This is a genomic window from Enterococcus sp. DIV0167 (assembly GCF_050541555.1).
In the GTDB taxonomy this organism is placed as follows: Bacteria; Bacillota; Bacilli; order Lactobacillales; family Enterococcaceae; genus Enterococcus; species Enterococcus faecalis.
The window spans coordinates 1,273,273-1,292,942 of sequence record NZ_CP172933.1; the positions used below are offsets into that span (position 1 = coordinate 1,273,273).

Here is a 19,670-nt window from a genome sequence, read left to right on the forward strand (position 1 = left end):
GTTGACATTAGAACAAGAATTATTCACTCGATTTGGTTATGCAGCGTTTAAGCCTGGTCAAAAAGAAGTGATTACAAACTTACTTGACGGTATGAATACATTGGCTGTTTTGCCAACAGGCACTGGCAAATCATTGTGTTATCAATTTGTGGGCCAGAAGTTAGAGGGACTAACGGTAATTGTTTCTCCTTTACTTTCGTTAATGGAAGATCAGGTGCATCAATTACAAAGACAAGGAATTAAAGGTGCGGTTGCCTTAAACAGTACGTTACAATATTCAGAAAAGCGTTATATTTTAGCGAAAATGTTCCAATACGATTATCTGTTTTTAAGCCCAGAAATGCTTTTACAGCAAGAAGTACTTAGTGTGTTACAACGCCAAAAAATTGCATTATTTGTGGTGGATGAAGCCCATTGTGTTTATCAGTGGGGCGTCGATTTTCGCCCTGAATATAGTAAATTAGATCTGGTCCAAAAACAGCTAGACTTTCCTTTGACCTTGGCGTTAACTGCCACAGCGACACCCGTTGTACAGCACGCAATTATAAAACAATTATTTTCTCATGGTAGCTATCAAGAAGTTCTTTCTTCAGTGAATCGAAAAAATATTGGCTTGTTCGTGAAGGAAACGTCAGAAAAAGAAGAAGTGTTACTAGATTACTTATCTAAAACGGCTGGTAAAATCATTATCTATTGCGCCACGCGCAACAAAACAGAACAAATTAGTCAACTTATTCAGGCGAAAACCAGTTTTAAGGTAGCCTATTATCATGGGGGCTTGGAGGCTAGTGAACGTAGTCGCTTGCAAGAACAATTTATTGATAATCAAATCGATATTCTTTGTGCAACGAATGCTTTTGGGATGGGAATCGACAAACCTGATGTTCGTGGAGTGATTCATTTTGATTTGCCTGACAGCTTAGAAAATTACCTGCAAGAAATCGGGCGAGCTGGACGTGATAGTCAAAAAAGTTGGGCGCTATTATTGTATAAAAAAGGGGATGAATTTATTCATCGGTTTTTCTTAGAAGAGACAAGAGCGAATCGAGCGATCTTAAAATCGCTGATTGAAGGAGAAGAACAAGCAGGTTTGTTAGAAAATGCCACCGAGTTACAACAAAAATGGGTCCAAGGCTATTTAGCCAAGGATTATTCTTTTGAAGAGCTAGAGCATCGTTTAGAGGAGAAAGAAAAAGATCGTCAAGCGCAATTAAGAGGGATGCTGACGTATATTGAAACCACAACCTGTCGAAGAACGTTGATTCAAACCTATTTTCAAGAACCAATTGTAAAACAATCACTGGAAACTTGTTGTGATAATTGTGCGTTATTCTTTGACATTTACCAAGATTCAATAGTAAAATCGAACAAGACCAGCAATCAAAATGAAGAAGATTGGCGTTCTAAATTTCTAAAATTATTTAAAGAACGTGATTAATTCATTTTTTTAGTCGGCAGTTGGCAAAAGCTATGATATAATAACAAGCGAGAGAAGTTTAGGAGGAAATTAGCAGTGAGTAAAAAGGACAAAAAGAAAAACCAAGCTCGTGAGCCATGGGAACAATCAATTTATGAACCTGATCAAAATGGTGGTGGTTCTCGTTTAGCAAAACGCCAACAGCAACGAGGAAATTCATTATTTCTAACTGTTTTAGTTATTTTGCTATTATTAATTATTGCCATTCCAATTGGGACTTTCTTATGGATGATGCAAGACAAGAAACCGAACGAAAGTGCTAGCAAAAATAGCCAGCCATCTTCTTCATTAGTCCAATCATCATCAAAAGAGAAGAAAAAAGAAAGTACGTCAAAATCAGTGGAAAGCTCAGAACCAGCAAGCAGCCAACCAGCTGAAAATACAACACCTTCAAGTTCAGATGCTGCTGCACAGCAACAACAGGACCAACAAGCACAACAACAGCAACAGCAACAACAAGAGCAGCAACAACAACAAGAAGCTCAAAATCAACAACAGCAACAAGCGCAGAACCAACAACCTGTTTATGATACCGTTCAAAGTGGCGAAGGGGCACGTCAAGTTGCCGAACGTAACGGAATGACATTAGAACAAATTTTAGCGTTAAATCCTGGGATTGATACATCTGTGTTTTATCCAGGACAACCATTACGTATTAAATAATCCAGAAAAAGAGGTTTGGACAGCACTTTCAAGGGCTAAACCGCGACGAATGATTACATGAGAATGCCAATAAGCAGAAATTTCCGAAAGATGGTTTGCGTCTTTCGAGGGATTTCGGCTTATTGCTTTTTCGTTAGAGACTCGTCATCAGTTTAAATCCAAGTTCTTTTCTTCTGATTTTAATATAAAAGAAGAAGCGCATTTTAAAGGATGCATATCAGTTAAGGAGTTTTTTCATGGGGAAAATCAGTATTGCTATTGACGGACCAGCTTCGTCAGGCAAAAGTACAGTTGCAAAAATTTTAGCAAAACAATTGAATTATGTGTATTGTGACACGGGGGCCATGTACCGAGCGATTACGTATCTGGCCTTGCAAAATCAAATCGACATTCAAGCGGAAGAGCCATTAGTAGCGCTTTGTGTCAACCACACTATTTCTTTTCAGCAAGCAGAGAATGGCCAACGTGTTTTTATCGACGGTCATGAAGTGACCGAAGCGATTCGCCAGCCAGATGTAACGAATGCTGTTTCAGCTGTTTCAAAACATGCAAAAGTTAGAGAAGAAATGGTGGCGTTACAACAGAAAATTGGTCAAGCCGGCGGAGTTGTCATGGATGGTCGAGATATTGGTACTGCAGTTTTACCAAAGGCCGAAGTAAAGATATTCTTGGTGGCTAGCGTTGAAGAACGTGCAGAACGTCGTTTTAAAGAAAATCAAGAAAAAGGGATTGAGACGGATTTTGAAACCTTGAAGGCGGAGATTGAACGTCGGGATTATTTAGATTCAACGAGAGAAGTATCACCCCTTGTCCAAGCAAGTGATGCTGTGAAAATCGATACAACAGGGTTGACGATTGAAGAAGTCGTCGCCGCCATACAAAATGTGATTAAACAAAAAGGTTTTGAACTTTTTTAAAGAATTTTAAGAAAAATAGAAGAAATCGCTTTATTTTTTTACAAAAATCTCGTACTATGTAAGTATATATAGCTAAGTTTTGGAATTTTTGTTGGCATAGGAGGATAAGAGGCATGACAGATTTTGAAGACAAACAAGTAGCAAACAACGAAACAATGGAAGATGCAATGAACAGCGTTCAAGAAGTCAGTGTTGGCGATATTGTTAAAGGCGAAGTTTTAGCCATTGAAGACAAACAAGTTGTTGTCGGCATTGAAGGAGCGGGCGTTGAAGGCGTTGTTCCCGCAAAGGAATTATCGACTTTACCAGTTGAAGATGTACACGAACTTGTGAAAGTCGGTGATGTGTTAGATTTAGTTGTTATCACATCAATTGGCAAAGATAAAGAAAACGGCAGTTATTTACTGTCAAAACGCCGTTTAGATGCTAAAAAAGTTTGGGAAGAAATTGAACAAGATTTCCAAGCGGGCAAAGTAATCGAAGCACCTGTTACAAATGTTGTTAAAGGTGGTTTGGTTGTTGATGTTGGTGTTCGCGGATTTGTTCCTGCCTCAATGGTTGAAGATCATTTTGTTGCAGATTTTTCTGAATATAAAGGTCAAACACTAGCATTTAAAATTATTGAAATCGAACCTTCAGAAAACCGCTTAATTCTTTCACATAAAGCAGTTGTTGAAGCTGAAAAAGAATCGAAAAAAGAAGAATTACTTTCTTCCTTACATGACGGAGACGTTGTTGAAGGGAAAGTAGCTCGTTTGACAGATTTCGGCGCATTCATTGATTTAGGTGGCGTGGATGGTTTAGTTCATGTTTCTGAAATTGCTCATCAGCATGTGGGCAAACCAAGTGATGCGTTAACTGTTGGCGAAGACGTTCAAGTAAAAATTCTTTCAATTAATCCAGAAGAAGGACGTATTTCTTTATCTATTAAAGAAACATTGCCTGGACCATGGACAGATATCGAAACAAAAGCAGCCGCTGGGACTGTTTTAGATGGCACAGTAAAACGCCTAACAAGCTTCGGTGCGTTTGTGGAAGTTTTCCCTGGTGTGGAAGGATTAGTGCATATTTCTCAAATTTCTCACAAGCATATTGCAACGCCTCATGAAGTTCTTCATGAAGGGGATCAAGTACAAGTGAAAGTTTTAGAAGTTAATCCAGAGGAACATCGTATTGCTTTAAGTATCAAAGCGTTAGAACCAAAACCTGAGTCTCAAGAAGAACCAAAAGAAGAACAGGAATATGAATTGCCTGAAGAAAATACTGGCTTTACCATGGGCGATATTTTAGGTGACGCTTTATCTGATGCGAAAGAAGAGGAATAACACGTTACTTTCTTGAAATTTATGAGTTTGACATAGCCGTAAACAGATCGGCTATGTCAAACTCATTTTTTCTTGAATTGGTTAGAAAATCAGCAGAAACTAAAACTTTTCTTGCACTTTAAGGTTTGATTAGGTAAACTAGTAAGGATTGAAATTCTCAAGGAGGGAATCAAATGGCAAATCCAACTATTGCGATTGTCGGTAGACCGAATGTCGGTAAATCGACTATTTTTAACCGCATTGCCGGTGAGCGTATCTCGATTGTAGAAGATACTCCCGGCGTAACACGCGACCGTATTTATACAACTGGAGAATGGTTAGGGCGTGAATTTAGTATTATTGATACAGGTGGGATTGATTTAGGTGACGAACCATTTATGGATCAAATCAAACACCAAGCAGAAATTGCGATTGATGAAGCAGATGTGATTATCTTTGTTGCTAGTGGCCGTGAAGGAATTACTGATGCAGATGAGTTAGTAGCAAAAATTTTATATCGTAGTAATAAACCAGTGATCTTAGCTGTTAATAAAGTTGACAATCCTGAAATGCGTAATGATATTTATGAATTTTATGCTTTAGGACTAGGGGATCCTTTCCCAGTTTCTGGTAGTCACGGTTTAGGCATTGGCGATGTGTTAGACGAAGCAGTTAAACATTTTCCTAACACTTCAGAAGAAGAGGACGAAGATACAATTAAATTTAGTTTAATCGGGCGTCCAAATGTCGGTAAATCATCATTGATTAATGCTATTCTTGGTGAGGATCGCGTGATTGTTTCAGATATTGAAGGAACAACGCGAGATGCAATCGATACGTATTTTGAATCTGAAGAAGGTCAAAAGTTCTTAATGATTGATACGGCTGGTATGCGTAAACGTGGAAAAGTATACGAATCAACTGAAAAATATAGCGTCATGCGCGCAATGCGGGCGATTGAACGCTCAGACATTGTTTTAATGGTCTTGAATGCAGAAGAAGGTATTCGTGAGCAAGACAAGCGTGTGGCGGGCTATGCCCATGAAGCAGGTCGAGGTATTATTATCGTGGTCAACAAATGGGATACAGTTAAAAAAGATACAAATACAATGCGTGATTTTGAAGCGGAAATTCGTGATGAATTCCAATATTTAGATTATGCACCTATTATTTTTGTGTCTGCATTAACCAAACAACGTTTAAACAAACTGCCTGAACTAATTGAAACAGTAAGTATGAATCAAAACTTACGGATTCCTTCAGCGTTGTTAAATGACGTTGTAATGGATGCTGTAGCAATTAATCCAACACCAACCGATAAAGGAAAACGTTTGAAGATTTTTTATGCAACACAAGTGGCAGTCAAACCACCTACATTTGTTATTTTTGTCAACGAAGAAGAACTAATGCACTTTTCTTATGCCCGGTTTTTAGAAAATCAAATCAGAAAAGCATTTACGTTTGAGGGCACGCCGATTAAAATCATTCCGCGACGCCGAAAATAGTGCATTCTACCATACTTTTTTTAGATATTCAAATAAATTTATCAACTTTGAGAAAAAATGATTATTTTTTGAAAAAACTGGTTAAAATACACTAAAAACCTTGCTATTACAACTTTCTTATGCTATCTTGTTAACAGAATATTGAACCAGATCAATATTTGCTGTCTGTTTTTGGACCACTCAAAAATAGACGGAACTTTAGGTGTGTAAAAACATCGTATCTCTTATAGAGGAGGTGAAATGATCCATGGCAAATAAAGCAGAATTAATCGAAAACGTTGCATCTTCAACTGGTTTAACTAAAAAAGATGCTACTGCAGCAGTAGACGCTGTCTTTTCAACAATTCAAGAAACTCTTGCTAAAGGTGAAAAAGTTCAATTAATCGGTTTTGGTAACTTTGAAGTTCGCGAACGCGCAGCTCGTAAAGGACGTAACCCACAAACTGGACAAGAAATTCAAATCGCTGCAAGCAAAGTACCTGCATTCAAACCAGGTAAAGCATTGAAAGATGCAGTGAAATAAGACAGACAATTAGAACCCTTGGTTTCCAAGGGTTCTTTTTTGAATCATACATAAAAAATGTTATTTTAAGAGGTGGTCGAAACAGTACGCTAAAAGGCTAAATTGTAACGAACCTTGGGTGAGAAAAACGTGCTTCGCTCCGAGAATCAAGCGGGAACGGTTCGACACTCGCTCCTTGCTTTTTTGATAAAAAGAGAAAGATTTATGAATGAAGGACAAAAATAAGTTGTTGCCAGTAGCTGTTTTTTAGTGGTTATGCTAGACTTGGGGTGAAGGAAGAGGAAACAGTCTTAAGGTGGTGAATCAATGAAATACAACTATTCTAGAGGGGAAAACAAGGTCGCTATTATTTATGGAGAAACATTTGCTTCCGTCCTAAAAAAACGACCAGTAACGACGGAGTCAATCGTTGTTTTGGCGAATCAGCGTTACTATGATCTTTTTTCGGAGAAGATTAATTATGCCTTTGGGGAACAGTTGGGATTAAACTGGTATATTTGTCGCAATGATGTTCATTGCAATGACTTATCAGAATTAGAAAGTGTGTTACGTTTCTTAGCTGATTGGCCAGAAAATCAGGATGTTTTATTGATTGGTTTGGGTAATGAAGGGGTACTACAATTAACCGCATTTTTGCACCAAGTAAGTAAGTGTTCCTCCAAATGTTGGCTGATGCCTGTGTCTGTTCAAGCGTTACGGCAAGGGCTTTTACCAAGTGTCACAATTCAGCAAGCACAGCATGCAACCATGCATATAGAAAATCATTCAGAAGAAATTTTGTTTGATAGTACCTTGACCAATAAAAAAGGTGCCGCTCCTTTAATTGATTTGCTCGTTTTTATTCGAGCGGGTCTTGTCTGTGATTATGCTTATTTACAAATGCTATACCAAACGTATCCAGATAAAAAACGGTTGAATCAAACGTCATTTAATGGTATTTTAGACGAGTTGTTATCCTTTTATGAACAAGCAGGGGAAAAAGTGGATCAATTTGGCCGAGTTTTTGAAGCGGCCTTTGCTACAACCGAAAATGGCCATTTGTTATCAGGTCCCATGAAACGATTATTGGGATTATTGTTACAAGTTTTATGGAGCCAGCAAGTCAATCACTTTGATTTTCAATTTAAAAATTTTATCGTTTGGTTTATTCGCTTAGGTTTTCCGGTGGCGTTTCCAAAAGAAATTTTAAGTGCTGATTACGCAGAACAAGTCTTGGCTCACACAGAAACACTAGGTCCTCCTATGGTGTTGGAAAAAATCGGTCAACTAGGAGCAGCTTTAAAGCCAACGCCCGATCAACTGTTAACAACGATTGAAAGATACCAAGAAATTTTAAAAGAGATTTGAGGGGAAATTATGTCATATAGTGAAAAAATGGTTCAAGCATTACAAGCTGAAAATTTAGCAGAAGCACAGTTGATGTTTGAAGAAGCATTAAAGAAAGATGATGAAAATACCTTAGCTGATTTAGGGGAAACGTTATTATCTTTAGGTTTTCTAGAAGAAGCCAAACAAATTTTCCAACAGTTGTTGGAACAATTTCCCGATGCAGATGGCTTAAACATTCCATTAGCAGAAATCGCCATTGAAAATAATGAAATAGATGACGCATTCATCTATTTAGAAAAAATTCCAGAAACTAGTGACAGTTATGTCCAAAGCCTCTTAGTTACTGCGGATTTGTACCAAGTTTTAGGGATTCCAGAAGTCAGTGAAGCGAAATTAAAAGAAGCAGCCAATCTTATGCCAGAAGAGCCGTTAATTCAATTTGCTTTGGGAGAACTATACTTTACAAATGGTCAATTTGTCGAGGCTATCACTCGTTATCAAAGCATTGTAGAAAGTGGGACAGCGCAAATCTCTGCTATTTCCTTGAATGAACGCTTAGGGAGTAGTTACAGCATGTTAGGTGATTTTGAAGAAGCAGTTCCTTATTTGGAAGCCGCGGTCAAAGAAGAACAAACAGACGATCGTTTATTCCAGTTAGCTTTCACTTATTTACAGTTACATGAGAATCAAAAAGCCATTGCGTTGTTCCAGCAATTAAAAACACTAAACCCACATTATCAATCACTTTATCTATATTTAGCGGAAGCGCTCCAAGAAGAAGAGCAATTAGAGGAAGCAAAAGCGGTGATCGAAGAAGGAATTGCGGAAAACCCCTTCCAAGTAGAGTTATACCAATTTGCCTCTGAAAATGCCTATCGCTTACACGATATTGCTGGTGCTGAAAACTGGTTGTTAAAAGCTTTGGAATTAGGTGAGAAAACAGATGAAAGTCGTTTGACCTTAAGTAATCTCTACATCACGGAAGAGCGTTTTGAGGAAGTAATTACTATCTTAAATGATTTAGAGGAAACGGATCATCCTTATGCTGAATGGAACTTAGCAAAAGCGTACAACGAATTAGAAGACTTTGCCGTCGCTAAAGTTCATTACGAACAAGCAGCGCAAGAATTGTCTCACGAACCAGAATTTCTAAAAGAATACGCATTGTTCTTACGAGAAGAAGGCGAACTTGAAAAAGCAAAACACTTGTTGCACCATTATTTGGAACATGAACCTGGTGATGTCGACATGCAATCTGTGCTAGCAGATATGGAAGAAAGATAGGAAACGACGATGTTTGTTAGTTTATCAGAAAAGAAAAAATTTTTAACTTGGTTAGTGAATACAGTGCCTTTTGGAAGAAGAGAAGTACTGTGGATTTTAAATTACTTATTAACGCACGATGCGATTTTAAATAATGTTCATTTTGTTGAGAACGTAGAGAAAACCGATCGGGGGATCCGTGTGGTAGCGGATGGTTTAGGTAAGGAGCCGTTATTGCTTTTTATCCAAGCACAAGAATTTACAGATCCGGAACAAATTTTTCACGAGATTCGGATGAATTGGCGGAAAGCTCTTTATTTAGAATGTGTATTTCCAGAGGCTTGGCAAACGAGCCAGTATTTATCTGTTTTAGAAGATAATCCGTTTGCGCCATGGAATGAACAAGTGGATCAGGAAGTTGCCAGAGCGATTGATCAATATTTTAAGCAAGAAGAACAAACGCAGCGAATGGCATTAATTAAAGCTCAAATTGATGATGCTTTAGAAACAGGCAACAAAGAAGCGTTTTTAGAATTATCCGATGAATTAAATCGTTTGAAACAACAATAAATAAAACCCAGCATTTTCAATAAATGCTGGGTTTTATTTATTGTTTTAATTTAAAGCGCCGTTGTTTGCTGGGTTTTGCATAAGTAAAGCCTTCGCCAATTGCTTCATGTACGTTAATGATGGACACAAAGGCTTTTTCATCTATTTCATTAGCAATCCGTTTGACTTCCATTATTTCTCGAGGGCTGACTACCGTGTAGAGAACCCGTTTTTCCACTTGTGAATAAGCACCTTCACCATTTAAATATGTTACCCCACGTTCTAAAGAAGCCATTAAACTTTGACCGATTTCTTCGGAATGATTGGAAACAATTAAAATTCCTTTCGCAGCATAGGCTCCATCGAGTACAGAATCAACAACACGACTGAAAACAAAGGACACAATTAAAGTATACATCATTCGTTTGACATCAATATAGGTCAACGAGAGGAGTAAGACTGCAACATCAAAAAGTAACAACGAGCGGCCCATGCTAATCCCAAAGTATTTTTCGAAAATGCGGGCAATGACGTCGGTCCCACCAGTGGTTCCGCCTACGCGGTAAACAAGGCCACTCCCAAATCCTGCGGCCAAACCAGCTAAGAGAGCAGCAATCAATAAATCATGATCTAAATTAATTTCAACAGGAAATTTTTGCCAAAACCACAAAAATACTGATAACGACACGGTGCCAATTAGCGTATAATAGAGGGAGCGTTTGCCTAAAATTTTACCACCAATTAATAAGAGCGGAATATTGATTAATAATGTCGTATATGCTGGGTTAAAATGAAATAAGGCCCTTAAAATCAAAGTAATCCCCGTGACACCACCTTCGGCCAGGTCATTGGCAATATTGAAAGTAACCAAACCAAAGGCATAGATACAGCTTCCTAATACAATAAATAACACATCTTTAAAATAAAATCTTTGTTCTTCCATTTAATCACGTCCTTTTACAGTATAAACTGTATCATTCTCTATATAAAACAACAAGTAGAACCTTTCCAGATAGCCAAGTTTTTGATAAGATGTAGGAGGTAGAGTAAGAAAGGTTGGGGTAAAATGTCAGAATCAGAACAACGTAGTTTGCAATCGATGCAAACAGAAGTTGATGATTATATTCAACAGTTTAAAACAGGCTATTTTTCACCATTAGGACAAATGGCTCGTTTGACGGAAGAGGTCGGAGAATTAGCCCGTGAAGTCAATCATTATTATGGTGAAAAACAGAAAAAAGCAGACGAAAAACCAAAGACAGTATCAGAGGAACTTGGAGATGTCTTTTTTGTATTGATTAGCATGGCAAATTCTTTAGAGATTGATTTAACCGAAGTTTTTGAAGAAAATATGGCCAAATTTAACAAGCGGGATCGCTATCGCTTTGAAAGAAAGGATGGGAAAACACATGATTAAAATAATTGTCGCTGGGTTTAAAGGACGGATGGGCAGTACTGCTACACAAATGGTCTTAGAAACCGCAGACTTTGAATTAGTAGGTGTGTATGATCCTCATGAAGCACAAGAAACTGTTTCTTTCAATGATGAAACAGCAATTCCCGTTTTTCAGCGCTTAGAAGAAGTCCTAGCTGTCAAACCAGATGTTTGGATTGATTTTACGGTTCCTGAAGCCGCCTATCCAAATACACGTTTTGCGTTGGAACATGGTATGGCGCCAGTTGTTGGGACGACAGGCTTTACGGAGGAACAAATCAACGAATTGACAAACCTATCTCGAGAAAAAGCCATCGGCGGCTTGATTGCGCCAAATTTTGCAATTGGGGCAGTTTTAATGATGCAATTTGCCCAAAAAGCGGCGCAGTATTTTCCAGATGTGGAAATCATTGAATTACATCATGATAACAAATTGGATGCACCAAGTGGAACGGCTATAAAAACTGCAGAAATGATTCAAGAAGTTCGGCCAGCAAAAAAACAAGGGAATCCGCAAGAGGTAGAATCAATACCAGGGGCACGCGGGGCTGATTTCGAGGGTCTGCGAATCCATAGTGTCCGCTTACCTGGGTTAGTGGCACACCAACAAGTCCAATTTGGCAGTGTAGGTGAAGGGCTCACTATTCGGCATGATTCTTATGATCGGCGTTCATTCATGACAGGAGTGGCGTTAGCTTGTCGGCAAGTGGTACAGAGAACAGAACTACTTTACGGATTGGAACAGATGCTATGAAATTGACAACTATTCCAAACGAATTTAAAGAAGCCGCTCCCGTTATTCGTGAAATCAATGCACAGGGCTTTGAAGCGTATTTTGTCGGGGGCAGTGTCCGTGATGCTTTATTAAATAAACCAATCCATGATGTCGATATTGCGACAAGTGCCTATCCAGAAGAAATTAAGCAAATTTTTAAACGAACCGTTGATGTGGGTATCGAACATGGTACAGTCCTTGTATTGATGGAAGACCAACAGTATGAAGTAACAACCTTTCGTACCGAGTCAACTTATCAAGACTTTCGCCGACCAGATGAAGTCACCTTTGTTCGCTCCTTGAAAGAAGATTTAAAACGGCGAGATTTTACGATTAATGCCTTGGCGCTTGACAGCACAGGCGAAATCATTGATTTGTTTGATGGTATCGAAGATTTAACTAATCAAACCATTCGTGCAGTCGGTAATCCCCATGAGCGGTTTCATGAAGATGCTCTGCGGATGATGCGGGGCTTACGCTTTGCTAGCCAATTAGATTTTAAAATTGAAGAAAAAACCTTAGCTGCTATCGCTGAATTTCATCCTTTATTGGAAAAAATTTCAGTAGAACGCATTACAATTGAATTTGTAAAAATGCTTTTAGGGGTTAATCGACAAGGTGGCTTAGCTCCGTTTATTGAAACAGAATGCTATCAATATTGTCCCAAATTACGAGAACAAGGGGCTGGACTTTTTCGTTTAATGGACTTGCCTGCTCGTCAAATTGAAACAGAAGCAGAAGCGTGGACGTTACTTATCCAATCGTTGAATTTACCGGAAGCAGAAATTCGCTCCTTCTTAAAGGCTTGGAAACTTTCCAATCAATTAATTCAAAACGTTTCACAATTAGTACGTGGTCTGCGTTTTCGTTTGAGTAACGACTGGCAGCCAATGATGCTTTATGAATTAGGCGAAGAATCAGCAGTACTTGTTGAAAGGCTTTTATATTATTACCAACAAGAGAGTCAAGTACAAGTAACAAAAGAGTTAGTTAAGGCATTACCCATCCATCAAAGACATGAATTGGCCATTACAGGAAAAGACCTTTTAGCCATCTTAGAAGAAACACCAGGCAAATGGTTAGGGGAACTGATTGCTGAAATCGAGCAACACGTTGTTGAAGGTAGCTTAGAGAATAAACAAGAAGTTCTGCTTTCGTTTGCCAAAAAACAACGTTCAAAAGGAGAGAAAGCATAATGCCAACAGAAATGTTTACAAAAGAATTTTTGGTGAAAGAATCACAAACGGCTAAAATGCTCGGTTCTGGTGACTTAGAAGTTTTAGGAACCCCTGCTTTAGCTGCCCTGATTGAACAAACAGCCAAAGAAGCTGTGAAGGACCAATTATCAGTTGGGGAAACAACTGTCGGAACGGTGTTAGAATTGCGCCACTTATATCCATCCGCGGTAGGGGCGACAATCGTTGTTACGATGACCAGCATTGAACAGACTGCACACAAAATACGCTATAAATTTGTTGCTTATGAAGGAGAACGACAAATTGCCAAAGGTTCTCACCAACGTGCAGTAGTTGAGATTGATTCTTTTTTAAAAAGAATAACAAAAGATTAAGAATCTACAGCGAAAGTTTGTGACCGTTTATCAAAAGTATGGTAAACTAATAATGTAAGAAATTATTTTTAAGTAAGGAGATTTGTGCTATGGCTAGAGAAATGACAGGACTTAAATTTTATTTCAGAAATGGTGAAACTTGGACGATTGATCGTCGTTTTATTGGTGATTTATGGATTAAACATATTACAACAAGTTTTGGCCGTATCCATGGTAGTGAATTTGTTGAAATTCATCCATGTGAAGGGTTCAAAATTGAAATTTTCCAAGAAGGAGATCATGTTCAAACCCACGATATTAACTTAGGTGGCTTAGAATTAGGGATGTTCTCTCGTGCTTTAAAATATGAAGATATCGAACGTATGGAAATTCTTTACAAAAATGGCACACCAGATTTAGTTTATTTCCCTTACAAAGATAAAACAGATGAGGGCTTGGATAACATCTATCAATCTACAAAAGTCAGCGAAAAAACTAAAAACTTATACATTGTTATCGACCCAACACAAACAGTTGATGATGTATACGCTGAAGAATTAAAATAATTTTTGCCCCACAGGAATCAGTGAAATGACTGGTTCCTGTGGCTTTTTTAGTCTTTTGGCGAATAAAATAACATTGTTTTTAATGGAATAGTCAAAAAAATAAGCGAATAAGTGTTGACACATGTTTTTTCTAGCGGTATACTGTTAACAATTCTTAATTAAATCAGTTTTGGAGTGATTCTTATGACAACAACGAAGAAAAACCATACACAACTGAATAACTTTTACTTTAGCTATTTTAGATAGGTTTGTATTCATAACATTATGGGTACAGACAACAAACGTTTGTATCTATAATGGCTAGGGAAATTTAAGATGACTTTCAGCCATGTAGATTTAAGAAAATCTATAGTGGCTTTTATATTGCTTTTTTGTAGGGTATTCACTGTAGATTTTTCTTAAAATTTACTGTGAATATCCTTTTTGTTTGGCCAAAAATTAGGATTTCAGAAACTTACTAAAAAAATTTCGTAAAGGAGCACACAGGATGAAAGAAATAACTGGATCTACTCGTTTAGCTGGGCTATTCGCGAAACCCAGCCAACACAGTATTTCACCGTTGATTCATAATACAGCATTTCAAAATTTAGGAGTTGATGCTCGGTATCTGGCGTTTGACGTTGGACAAGAGACATTGCCACAAGCAATTGAAGCGATTCGAACGTTTCACATGTTAGGGGCCAACTTATCAATGCCCAATAAAGTGGCGGCTGTAAGTTATATGGATGAACTAAGTCCTACCGCCCAACTGGTTGGCGCGATTAATACGATTGTCAACAAAGATGGAAAACTTTACGGAGACAGCACGGATGGTACTGGTTTTATGTGGAGTTTGAAAGAGAAAAAGGTTGACGTTTTTCAGAATAAAATGACCATCTTAGGAACAGGTGGTGCAGCCTTATCAATCATTGCCCAAGCTGCTTTAGATGGCGTGAAAGAAATCGCCGTTTACAACAGGAAAAGCGCGGGGTTTAACGACAGTCAAAAAAAACTGGCAAATTTCACTGAACGAACCAACTGTGTAATTCATTTAAATGATTTAGCGGATACTGAAAAACTAGCAAAAGATGTTGCTGAAAGCGTCTTGTTAGTTAATGCAACGAGTGTGGGTATGCATCCACATGCGCATAGTAGTCCTATAGAAAATTATGCAATGATTCAGCCGAAGTTATTCGTGTATGATGCTATTTATAATCCCAGAGAAACACAGTTATTAGAAGAAGCCCGTTTACGTGGCGCAGAAACAAGCAACGGCTTGGACATGCTACTTTATCAAGGAGCTGCTGCTTTTGAACAATGGACAGGACAAAAAATGCCTGTATCAGTCGTGAAACGTAAAATTGAAAATAGATAAAAAGAGCGCCGTTTAAAGGCATGAGGAGAGAATATAATGATCGTAATTATGAAAGAAAATGCAACCGAAAAGCAAATGAAACAAGTCATTGATTTAGTAACAGGTGCAGGCTTAACTACTCAAACAAGTCAAGATAATGGAAAAACAGTGATAGGCTTGATTGGTGATACAGAAAAATTAGTTGAAGCAGAGTTAACAGCATTAGAAGGCGTGGAAAAAAGTGTCCGCATTTCGTTGTCTTACAAACTAACGAGTCGTTTATTTCATCCAGAGAATACAGTGGTTGATGTGAACGGTGTTAAAATCGGTGACGGCAGTATGACCATGATGGCGGGCCCTTGTTCAATCGAAAGCTTAGATCAGATTCGTGAATGTGCGCGAATTGCTAAAGCTGGCGGTGCAACAATTTTACGAGGTGGTGCATTCAAACCTAGAACGTCGCCATACGCTTTCCAAGGACTAGAAGAAGAAGGACTAAAATACATTCGCCAAGCGGCTGATGAATTAGATATGCAAGTCATTACAGAAGTGATGGATGAAGCGAATTTAGAACTTGTCGCAAAATACAGTGACATTTTACAAATCGGTGCGCGCAACATGCAAAATTTCAAGTTATTACAAGCGGTTGGTAAAACTGGAAAACCTATCGGCTTAAAACGCGGGATTGCTGGTACGATTGATGAATGGCTAAACGCAGCTGAATACATTGCTGCGCAAGGAAATTTCAATGTGATCTTCATTGAACGTGGGATTCGTACGTACGAAACCGCTACGCGCAATACACTTGATTTAAGTGCGGTGCCTTTAATTAAAAAATTAAGTCATTTTCCAATTATTGTTGATCCGAGTCATGGTGTTGGTATCTGGGATTTAGTACCGCCAATGGCCCGAGCAGGTGTTGCTTCAGGTGCGGACGGCTTGATTGTAGAAATTCACCCAGATCCAGCGAATGCGTGGTCAGATGGGCCACAATCCTTGAATGAAAAAACTTACCTACGTATGATGAAAGAAGTTCATATCATCGAAAAAGCAATGAAAGAAATTAATGCTTTAGAAGATTAGTAAAGACAGAGGAGTAGAGGACATGAAATTAACCGTAACGTTACCTACACATTCATATGATTTAACCATCGAAACAGGTGCCTTAGATAAAATTGGCACCTGGGTACGTAGCCTGTGGCAGCCACAACGGGTAGCGATTATTACCGATGAAACGGTGAATAAATTATATGGCGCAGCTGTTGAGAAAGAATTGCAAGCTGCTGGTTTTGAAACATCATTGATTGCTGTAGCGGCAGGTGAACAAAGTAAGAGCCTCGAAACAGCTCAACTGCTTTATGATTTTTTAGCGGAACAGCAATTGACTCGAAGTGATGGTCTAATTGCTTTAGGTGGAGGCGTTGTGGGAGATCTAGCTGGATTTGTCGCTTCAACCTATATGCGCGGTATTCACTTTTTGCAAGTACCAACAACCTTACTGGCACAAGTAGATAGTAGCATTGGAGGTAAAACAGCGGTTAACACTAAAAAAGCCAAAAATCTTGTTGGTACTTTTGCCCAACCAGATGGGGTTTTAATTGATCCTAATACACTTAAAACATTAGAACCTAGACGTGTTCGTGAAGGAATTGCAGAAATTGTAAAATCAGCAGCTATCGCTGATGTTGAATTGTGGCACCGTTTATCCTCTTTGGAAAATGAACAAGATTTAGTGGCACATGCAGAAGAAATTATCACGGCCTGTTGCAAGATTAAACGTGATGTCGTCGAAGAAGATGAATTAGATTTGGGCTTACGTTTGATTCTGAATTTTGGGCATACGATTGGCCACGCATTAGAAAATACAGCTGGTTACGGGGTGATTGCTCACGGTGAAGGCGTTTCTTTAGGAATGATTCAAATAACTCAAGTCGCAGAACAACAAGGGCTTTCTCCACTTGGGACTACCCAAGAGTTGGTCACCATGCTAGAAAAGTTCCATTTACCAGTAACGACAGATCGTTGGTCAGAAGAACGTCTCTATCAAGCCATTACACATGATAAAAAAACACGTGGGGGACAGATTAAAATCATTGTCTTAGAAAAAATTGGTCAAGCGAAAATTGTCTCTTTACCAACGGAAGAAATTCGAGCATTTTTAAATAGAGAAGGAGGAATTTAAGATGCGCTTTATTACAGCAGGCGAATCACATGGACCTGAATTAACTGCTATTATTGAAGGCTTACCAGCCGGCTTGCCTTTAAGTAGCGAAGAGATTAACCGAGAATTAGCAAGACGTCAAGGCGGTTACGGTCGTGGGGGACGGATGAAAATTGAAAAAGACCAAGTACGTATTACTTCGGGTATTCGGCATGGTAAAACACTTGGCTCACCAGTAACGTTGATTGTCGAAAACAAAGACTGGAAAAATTGGACCTCCGTGATGTCAGTAGAGCCAGTTCCTGAAAAACAAAAGAAAATCCGCCGCGTCAGCAAACCACGTCCAGGACATGCTGATTTAGTCGGTGGCATGAAATATCAACATGATGATTTACGGAATGTTTTAGAACGGTCTTCGGCACGAGAAACAACGATGCGTGTGGCGATTGGTGCGGTTGCTAAAAAACTCTTAGCTGAATTGGATATCCAAGTTGCTGGGCATGTCGCGGTATTAGGTGGGATTGAAGCTACGATCCCTGAAAATTTAACGATCCGTGAAATTCAAGAACGGTCTGAACAATCTGCCGTTCGCGTATTAGATCCTTCCGTAGAAGAAAAAATGAAAGAACTAATTGACCAAACCAAGAAAAATGGCGATACAATTGGTGGGGTAGTAGAAGTACTTGTGGGTGGCGTTCCAGCTGGCTTAGGTAGCTATGTTCAATGGGATCGTAAACTAGATGCCAAAATTGCGCAAGCTGTTGTAAGCATCAATGCTTTTAAAGGTGCTGAGTTTGGCATTGGATTTGAAATGGCGCAACGCCCTGGTAGTCAAGTGATGGACGAGATTGTTTGGGACGAAAGTACAGGTTATACCAGAACTTCCAACAATTTAGGCGGTTTTGAAGGAGGAATGACCAACGGAATGCCAATCATCGTTCGTGGTGTCATGAAACCTATTCCAACCCTTTATAAACCATTGCAAAGCGTAAATATTGATACAAAAGAGCCTTATAAGGCCAGCGTTGAGCGCTCTGATAGCACGGCAGTACCGGCCGCTAGCGTTGTTTGTGAAGCCGTTGTTGCAACGGAAGTAGCGAAGGCTATGCTCGAAAAATTTGATAGTGACTCATTTGAACAAATGAAAGAAGCAGTGAAACGTTATCGCCTATATACTCAAAACTTTTAATGGAAGAAAGTCGCAAGTATATGGAGGGAAAAAATGAAGAAACGTATTTTAATCGTAGGATTAGGGCTAATCGGGAGTTCACTGGCTTTGTGTATCAAAAAAGGGCATCCAAACAGTGAGATTATCGGTTTCGATAATCAAGCGGAGGCAACTGAATTTGCTAAGAAAACGGGTCTAATTGATGAGATAGCTGAATCTTTAACAAGTGGGGCAAGACGAGCAGAGATTATTTTTCTTTGTTCCCCAGTTAAAGCAACTTTAGTACAACTAGAAGAATTAAACCAATTATCACTAGAAACTGCTCTGATCACAGATGTGGGTAGTACCAAGGTGGAAATTAATCAGTTAGCAACAAAGCTTAACATGAAAAATTTTATTGGTGGTCATCCAATGGCTGGTTCACATAAATCCGGCGTAACAGCCGCTGATGAACGTTTGTTTGAAAATGCCTACTATATTTTTACCGATGACCATGGCGAAAAAAACAAACAGATTCAGGAGTTACAAACGTTACTAAAAGGAACGCATGCGAAGTTTATTACGATGCCTGCACAGGAACATGATGAAATTACTGGTGCTCTAAGTCACTTGCCACATATTGTTGCCGCAGCTTTAGTGAACGAAAGTCAGCAACTGAATACCACTTACCCTAGAGCGCAGCAGCTAGCGGCTGGAGGATTCAGAGATATTACTCGAATTGCTTCCTCTGATGCAACGATGTGGACGGATATTTTATTAAGCAATCGCTTAGTATTATTGGACTTACTAGAAAATTGGCAAAAAGAGATGACTACTGTTTGCCAATGGTTAACAGAAAAAAATGCCCCAGCTATTCGTAATTTTTTTGATAAGGCCAAAGAAACACGTGCTCAGTTGCCCATTCATAAAGAAGGCGCAATCCCAGCTTTCTATGATCTGTTTGTTGATGTACCAGATCAACCAGGAATCATTGCTGAAATTACGCAAATTTTAGGCGAAGCGGACCTTTCTCTTACAAATATTAAAATTTTAGAAACGAGAGAAGAAATCTATGGGATTCTTCAATTGTCTTTTAAAAATCAACCAGACTGCCAAGCTGCAAAACAAATTTTATCTAAAAAAACGAACTATACGTGTTACGAAAAATAAGAGG

At 38.8% G+C, this 19,670-nt stretch carries 20 protein-coding genes; 19 read left to right on the top strand and 1 reads right to left on the bottom strand.

All coding sequences use genetic code 11. The features are described 5' to 3' along the window. Position 1 precedes the first annotated feature (1 nt). The 9 genes from IGM09_RS06225 to IGM09_RS06265 all read left to right on the top strand — a co-directional run bounded on the left by IGM09_RS06225 (position 2) and on the right by IGM09_RS06265 (position 9,551). Positions 2-1,438 (top strand): RecQ family ATP-dependent DNA helicase, encoded by a 1,437-nt coding sequence (locus IGM09_RS06225; protein ID WP_033624965.1) that lies wholly within the window; start codon positions 2-4, stop codon positions 1,436-1,438. Positions 1,439-1,513: 75 nt separating this feature from the next. Further along, positions 1,514-2,140 (top strand): LysM peptidoglycan-binding domain-containing protein, encoded by a 627-nt coding sequence (locus IGM09_RS06230; RefSeq protein ID WP_002360346.1) that lies wholly within the window; start codon positions 1,514-1,516, stop codon positions 2,138-2,140. Positions 2,141-2,376: 236 nt separating this feature from the next. Continuing rightward, a complete protein-coding gene (cmk, locus tag IGM09_RS06235) occupies positions 2,377-3,057 on the top strand; it encodes a (d)CMP kinase (protein ID WP_002357612.1) in 681 nt (226 codons plus the stop codon). A gap of 113 nt (positions 3,058-3,170) precedes the next feature. Then, positions 3,171-4,382 (top strand): 30S ribosomal protein S1, encoded by a 1,212-nt coding sequence (rpsA, locus tag IGM09_RS06240; protein ID WP_002360341.1) that lies wholly within the window; start codon positions 3,171-3,173, stop codon positions 4,380-4,382. Positions 4,383-4,555: 173 nt separating this feature from the next. Further along, the gene (gene der / locus IGM09_RS06245; protein ID WP_002357608.1) at positions 4,556-5,866 is read left to right on the top strand and encodes a ribosome biogenesis GTPase Der; all 1,311 of its coding nucleotides are present in this window, start codon (positions 4,556-4,558) and stop codon (positions 5,864-5,866) included. A 247-nt stretch (positions 5,867-6,113) separates the two neighbouring features. After that, a complete protein-coding gene (locus tag IGM09_RS06250) occupies positions 6,114-6,389 on the top strand; it encodes an HU family DNA-binding protein (RefSeq protein ID WP_002357604.1) in 276 nt (91 codons plus the stop codon). 306 nt (positions 6,390-6,695) lie between these two features. Beyond that, positions 6,696-7,736: a hypothetical protein gene (locus IGM09_RS06255; protein ID WP_002389276.1), complete on the top strand. Its 1,041-nt coding sequence runs from the start codon at positions 6,696-6,698 to the stop codon at positions 7,734-7,736. A gap of 9 nt (positions 7,737-7,745) precedes the next feature. Beyond that, on the top strand, positions 7,746-9,002 hold the full coding sequence (locus IGM09_RS06260) for a tetratricopeptide repeat protein (protein WP_002377424.1): 1,257 nt from the start codon (positions 7,746-7,748) through the stop codon (positions 9,000-9,002). A gap of 9 nt (positions 9,003-9,011) precedes the next feature. Beyond that, a complete protein-coding gene (locus tag IGM09_RS06265) occupies positions 9,012-9,551 on the top strand; it encodes a ReoY family proteolytic degradation factor (RefSeq protein ID WP_002361802.1) in 540 nt (179 codons plus the stop codon). Between the two features lie 37 nt (positions 9,552-9,588). On the opposite strand, the gene IGM09_RS06270 is transcribed toward IGM09_RS06265, so the two are convergent. After that, positions 9,589-10,473, bottom strand: a complete 885-nt coding sequence (locus tag IGM09_RS06270) for a YitT family protein (protein WP_002357595.1) — start codon at positions 10,471-10,473, stop codon at positions 9,589-9,591. A gap of 123 nt (positions 10,474-10,596) precedes the next feature. Between IGM09_RS06270 and IGM09_RS06275 the strand changes: the two genes are divergently transcribed. The 10 genes from IGM09_RS06275 (at position 10,597) to IGM09_RS06320 (ending at position 19,666) form a co-directional block, all read left to right on the top strand. Beyond that, positions 10,597-10,947, top strand: a complete 351-nt coding sequence (locus tag IGM09_RS06275; protein WP_002363944.1) for a nucleotide pyrophosphohydrolase — start codon at positions 10,597-10,599, stop codon at positions 10,945-10,947. Beyond that, positions 10,940-11,719 carry a 4-hydroxy-tetrahydrodipicolinate reductase gene (gene dapB, locus IGM09_RS06280; protein WP_002357591.1) on the top strand — a complete coding sequence of 260 codons (780 nt, stop codon included), beginning with the start codon at positions 10,940-10,942 and terminating at the stop codon, positions 11,717-11,719. Before IGM09_RS06275 ends, dapB begins: the two co-directional genes overlap by 8 nt. After that, positions 11,716-12,936: a CCA tRNA nucleotidyltransferase gene (locus tag IGM09_RS06285; RefSeq protein WP_002366680.1), complete on the top strand. Its 1,221-nt coding sequence runs from the start codon at positions 11,716-11,718 to the stop codon at positions 12,934-12,936. Before dapB ends, IGM09_RS06285 begins: the two co-directional genes overlap by 4 nt. After that, positions 12,936-13,310, top strand: coding sequence for a thioesterase family protein (locus tag IGM09_RS06290; protein ID WP_033624966.1), 375 nt, complete (start codon positions 12,936-12,938; stop codon positions 13,308-13,310). The genes IGM09_RS06285 and IGM09_RS06290 overlap by 1 nt, the downstream gene beginning before the upstream one ends. 89 nt (positions 13,311-13,399) lie before the next feature. Then, positions 13,400-13,855: a hypothetical protein gene (locus IGM09_RS06295; protein WP_002357586.1), complete on the top strand. Its 456-nt coding sequence runs from the start codon at positions 13,400-13,402 to the stop codon at positions 13,853-13,855. Positions 13,856-14,342: 487 nt separating this feature from the next. Beyond that, positions 14,343-15,209, top strand: coding sequence for a shikimate dehydrogenase (aroE, locus tag IGM09_RS06300; RefSeq protein ID WP_033624967.1), 867 nt, complete (start codon positions 14,343-14,345; stop codon positions 15,207-15,209). Between the two features lie 36 nt (positions 15,210-15,245). After that, the gene (gene aroF, locus IGM09_RS06305) at positions 15,246-16,271 is read left to right on the top strand and encodes a 3-deoxy-7-phosphoheptulonate synthase (RefSeq protein WP_002363948.1); all 1,026 of its coding nucleotides are present in this window, start codon (positions 15,246-15,248) and stop codon (positions 16,269-16,271) included. Between the two features lie 22 nt (positions 16,272-16,293). Continuing rightward, the gene (aroB, locus tag IGM09_RS06310) at positions 16,294-17,370 is read left to right on the top strand and encodes a 3-dehydroquinate synthase (RefSeq protein WP_002357583.1); all 1,077 of its coding nucleotides are present in this window, start codon (positions 16,294-16,296) and stop codon (positions 17,368-17,370) included. Position 17,371: 1 nt separating this feature from the next. Continuing rightward, complete coding sequence (aroC, locus tag IGM09_RS06315) at positions 17,372-18,538, top strand: chorismate synthase (RefSeq protein WP_002357582.1); 1,167 nt, start codon at positions 17,372-17,374, stop codon at positions 18,536-18,538. 33 nt (positions 18,539-18,571) lie between these two features. Next, positions 18,572-19,666 carry a prephenate dehydrogenase gene (locus IGM09_RS06320; RefSeq protein WP_002382322.1) on the top strand — a complete coding sequence of 365 codons (1,095 nt, stop codon included), beginning with the start codon at positions 18,572-18,574 and terminating at the stop codon, positions 19,664-19,666. Positions 19,667-19,670: the final 4 nt, after the last annotated feature.

Coding starts and splice junctions, on each gene's coding strand:
- cmk (WP_002357612.1), top strand. CDS start 2,377: ATGGGGAAAATCAGTATTGCTATTGACGGACCAGCTTCGTCAGGCAAA.
- rpsA (WP_002360341.1), top strand. CDS start 3,171: ATGACAGATTTTGAAGACAAACAAGTAGCAAACAACGAAACAATGGAA.
- der (WP_002357608.1), top strand. CDS start 4,556: ATGGCAAATCCAACTATTGCGATTGTCGGTAGACCGAATGTCGGTAAA.
- IGM09_RS06250 (WP_002357604.1), top strand. CDS start 6,114: ATGGCAAATAAAGCAGAATTAATCGAAAACGTTGCATCTTCAACTGGT.
- IGM09_RS06255 (WP_002389276.1), top strand. CDS start 6,696: ATGAAATACAACTATTCTAGAGGGGAAAACAAGGTCGCTATTATTTAT.
- IGM09_RS06260 (WP_002377424.1), top strand. CDS start 7,746: ATGTCATATAGTGAAAAAATGGTTCAAGCATTACAAGCTGAAAATTTA.
- IGM09_RS06265 (WP_002361802.1), top strand. CDS start 9,012: ATGTTTGTTAGTTTATCAGAAAAGAAAAAATTTTTAACTTGGTTAGTG.
- IGM09_RS06270 (WP_002357595.1), bottom strand. CDS start 10,473: ATGGAAGAACAAAGATTTTATTTTAAAGATGTGTTATTTATTGTATTA.
- IGM09_RS06275 (WP_002363944.1), top strand. CDS start 10,597: ATGTCAGAATCAGAACAACGTAGTTTGCAATCGATGCAAACAGAAGTT.
- dapB (WP_002357591.1), top strand. CDS start 10,940: ATGATTAAAATAATTGTCGCTGGGTTTAAAGGACGGATGGGCAGTACT.
- IGM09_RS06285 (WP_002366680.1), top strand. CDS start 11,716: ATGAAATTGACAACTATTCCAAACGAATTTAAAGAAGCCGCTCCCGTT.
- IGM09_RS06290 (WP_033624966.1), top strand. CDS start 12,936: ATGCCAACAGAAATGTTTACAAAAGAATTTTTGGTGAAAGAATCACAA.
- IGM09_RS06295 (WP_002357586.1), top strand. CDS start 13,400: ATGGCTAGAGAAATGACAGGACTTAAATTTTATTTCAGAAATGGTGAA.
- aroE (WP_033624967.1), top strand. CDS start 14,343: ATGAAAGAAATAACTGGATCTACTCGTTTAGCTGGGCTATTCGCGAAA.
- aroF (WP_002363948.1), top strand. CDS start 15,246: ATGATCGTAATTATGAAAGAAAATGCAACCGAAAAGCAAATGAAACAA.
- aroB (WP_002357583.1), top strand. CDS start 16,294: ATGAAATTAACCGTAACGTTACCTACACATTCATATGATTTAACCATC.
- aroC (WP_002357582.1), top strand. CDS start 17,372: ATGCGCTTTATTACAGCAGGCGAATCACATGGACCTGAATTAACTGCT.
- IGM09_RS06320 (WP_002382322.1), top strand. CDS start 18,572: ATGAAGAAACGTATTTTAATCGTAGGATTAGGGCTAATCGGGAGTTCA.